Here is a 3098-nt window from a genome sequence, read left to right on the forward strand (position 1 = left end):
GCAGTGCTTTGAGCAACCTGCGGTTAGCTTCCTAGTTTGTTCTTTGATTTTCATTGAGTATAAATCATTCAATGTAACTGAAAAATTTCTTAACGAAAGATAGAGATAAACCGAAATCAGTAGATCGTATAAAGTGAAAAGGAAGGAATTCAATATGACAAGTTTAAAATTATTAAAAGAAAAAGCACCATTGGTCATTTGCATCACCAATGATGTGGTAAAAAATTTCACAGCAAATGGATTAGTAGCACTAGGTGCATCACCAGCTATGAGCGAGTACCCAGCAGACTTAGAAGATCTATTAAAATATGCTGGAGGATTATTGATTAACATTGGGACTTTAACGGATGATAATTGGAAATTATACCAAGCTGCTCTGAAAATTGCAAAGAAATATAATGTCCCAGCAGTTTTAGATCCTGTAGCCTGTGGAGCAGGAGAATATAGAAAAAAAGTAGCAGATGATCTAATCAACAATTATAAACTAGCAGCGATTAGAGGAAATGCTGGCGAGATTGCCTCTTTAGTAGGAATAGATGTGGCATCTAAAGGAGTAGATAGTGCGGGCGTAGATAATATTGACGAAATTGCTCTAGCAGCAAATGAGAAGTTCAATATTCCAATAGTAGTAACAGGTGAAGTGGATGCCATTGCTGTTAATGGAGAAGTGGTAACGATTCATAATGGTAGTGCTATGATGCCGAAAGTCATTGGGACAGGATGCTTATTAGGAGCTGTAGTAGCAAGCTTTATCGGACTAGAAAAAGGTCAAGAATTGAAATCATTAGAAACAGCAATGTTGGTTTACAATATCGCTGGAGAAATAGCAGAAAAACGTCCAAATGGACATCTTCCTGGGACATTTAAAGTTGAATTTATAAATGCCTTATACGAGATTACAGATGAAGATGTAAAGGAATTCAAAAGAGTGAAGTAAGATGTTTCATAAAGAATTACTAAAACTATATTTTATTTGTGGAACGACTACTTGCCAAGGAAAAAATCTATATACAGTCGTTGAGGAAGCCTTAAAAGGTGGTATAACCTTATTTCAATTTCGAGAAAAAGGTGAGGGTGCTTTAGAAGGCTTAGAAAAACTTGAGCTAGCTATCCAAATTAAAGAACTTTGTAAAAAATACAATGTTCCATTTATCGTTAATGACGATATAGATTTAGCAATGGAAATTGACGCCGATGGCGTACATGTAGGTCAAGATGATATTGGTGTTGATGAAATTAGAAAATTGATGCCAGATAAAATAATTGGTCTTTCTATAAGAAACGAAGAAGAATTTCAACAATCAAAAGTTGAATATGTAGATTATGTAGGTGTTGGGCCTGTATTTGATACCCAGTCAAAAGATGATGCTGGTGGTGCTATAGGTTATGAAGGTCTTAAATTGATGAGAAAACTATTGCCACAAATGCCCTTAGTTGCAATTGGTGGGATACAGACGCAACATATTAAAGACATTATGAAGACTAATGTTGACGGTGTTTCAATCATTTCAGCAATATCGTATGCAAAAAATATAGAAAAAACTGTTCGGGAAATGAGTGAACAATAGGTATCTATCTAACCCAAGAAAGATCTGCTGTCTTTGTGAGTGCAAGGCTGTATTTCCAGTTCAATTTCTTGAACTAGTATAAAATGTGTGTTATAATAATCACATAATTAAATAATAAAGACATTTGGGGTGCTTTAGGCTGAGATGATACCCATTGAACCTGATACAGTTAAGACTGGCGAAGGGAAATGTGAAATGTTTTTTTCGTATGTCGAAAAGAACTGTCTAATCTTGTAAGCTGAACTCTAATTCCTATCTGTAATTAGAGTTTTTTCTTTTACGAAACTGGATGAAGATGATATAGTAGATTGAAATAAGATGCGAACAAATCAATTAGAAAATTCAAATTAATTTCTAGAAATATTTTAGCATTCTTGTGTACTGTTCTAAATTCAATCTGCTATACAAAGTATTTAGGTCGGTCTTCTTGAGTGCCCCACTTTTCTTTAAAAAAGGAGTTTTTTATGTTGAAAAAATGGCAGTTAAAAGATGTTATCTTGCTTGCTTTCTTGTCTATCTTTTTTGGTGGGGTTTTCGTTGGTTCAGGATATGTGTATAATATTCTCAGTCTACTCTTAACACCTCTTGGTTTGCAGGCCTTTGCCAATGAAATCCTCTTCGGTCTCTGGTGTATGGCTGCGCCCATTGCGGCCATCTTTGTTCCAAGAGTGGGAAGTGCAACGATTGGAGAAGTGCTAGCTGCGCTTGCTGAAGTTCTTTATGGTAGCCAATTCGGTCTAGGTGCCCTTTTGTCTGGCTTGGTTCAAGGTTTGGGAAGTGAACTTGGTTTTATCGTAACCAAGAATCGCTATGAAAGTTGGCTCTCTCTAACTGCCAATAGTATTGGGATTACGCTTGTTAGCTTTGTCTATGAATACATTAAGTTAGGTTACTATGCCTTCTCCCTTCCTTTTGTCCTTTCCTTGCTAGTGGTACGTTTTATTTCTGTTTATTTCTTCTGTACTATCTTGGTTCGTGCTATTGTCAAACTCTATCATCAGTTTGCAACTGGAGGAAAAGCATAGATGGGTCTGGAATTACGGGAGATTCAGTCTCCAATTTTTTCGGAACCGATTGATTTTACTTTTCATGGGCAAGCTTTTACCTTGTTAGTTGGGAGCAGTGGTTCAGGAAAATCGAGTCTCTTTCAAATGATTGCCCAAGTCAGTTCTCTTCCCTATAGCGGTCAAGTCCTGATAAACGGGAGCGAGGTCAGTCAGCTTTCTATCATCGAACGTATCCAGACGGTTGGTATTCTATTTCAAAATCCCAATCATCAATTTACCATGGAGAACTTGTTTGAGGAGTTGGTTTTTACCCTAGAGAATATCGGCTATCACCTTCAGGAAATTGATTCAAAAATAGCAGAGGTAGTCCAGCAATGTCGCTGCAAGGCAATCTTGCACCGTCCCATTCATCACTTATCAGGTGGGGAAAAGCAAAAGGCTGCTTTGGCTGTTCTCTTTGCTATGAAACCTAGGGTCTATCTTTTGGATGAGCCTTTTGCTTCCATTATGGCTTCAAGCCAGT

4 protein-coding genes and 1 riboswitch are annotated in these 3098 nt (G+C 37.1%); all 4 genes read left to right on the plus strand.

From position 1 onward, the window contains the following. Positions 1–154 precede the first annotated feature (154 nt). Positions 155–937, plus strand: coding sequence for a hydroxyethylthiazole kinase (gene thiM / locus HT688_RS09735; RefSeq protein WP_172923742.1), 783 nt, complete (start codon positions 155–157; stop codon positions 935–937). A gap of 1 nt (position 938) precedes the next feature. Continuing rightward, complete coding sequence (thiE, locus tag HT688_RS09740; protein WP_172923743.1) at positions 939–1568, plus strand: thiamine phosphate synthase; 630 nt, start codon at positions 939–941, stop codon at positions 1566–1568. A gap of 115 nt (positions 1569–1683) precedes the next feature. Further along, positions 1684–1772: riboswitch (TPP riboswitch) on the plus strand. A 260-nt stretch (positions 1773–2032) separates the two neighbouring features. Further along, positions 2033–2593 carry an ECF transporter S component gene (locus tag HT688_RS09745; RefSeq protein WP_000915290.1) on the plus strand — a complete coding sequence of 187 codons (561 nt, stop codon included), beginning with the start codon at positions 2033–2035 and terminating at the stop codon, positions 2591–2593. After that, the coding region (locus tag HT688_RS09750; RefSeq protein WP_172923744.1) for an ABC transporter ATP-binding protein at positions 2594–3098 on the plus strand (505 nt) is incomplete at its 3' end.

Origin of the sequence: Streptococcus sp. 1559, assembly GCF_013276735.1 — a bacterium.
GTDB lineage: Bacteria > Bacillota > Bacilli > Lactobacillales > Streptococcaceae > Streptococcus > Streptococcus pseudopneumoniae.

Bases quoted from the DNA above. Each gene is read 5' to 3' on its own strand.
- HT688_RS09745 (WP_000915290.1), top strand. From the start codon at position 2,033: ATGTTGAAAAAATGGCAGTTAAAAGATGTTATCTTGCTTGCTTTCTTG.
- thiM (WP_172923742.1), top strand. From the start codon at position 155: ATGACAAGTTTAAAATTATTAAAAGAAAAAGCACCATTGGTCATTTGC.
- thiE (WP_172923743.1), top strand. From the start codon at position 939: ATGTTTCATAAAGAATTACTAAAACTATATTTTATTTGTGGAACGACT.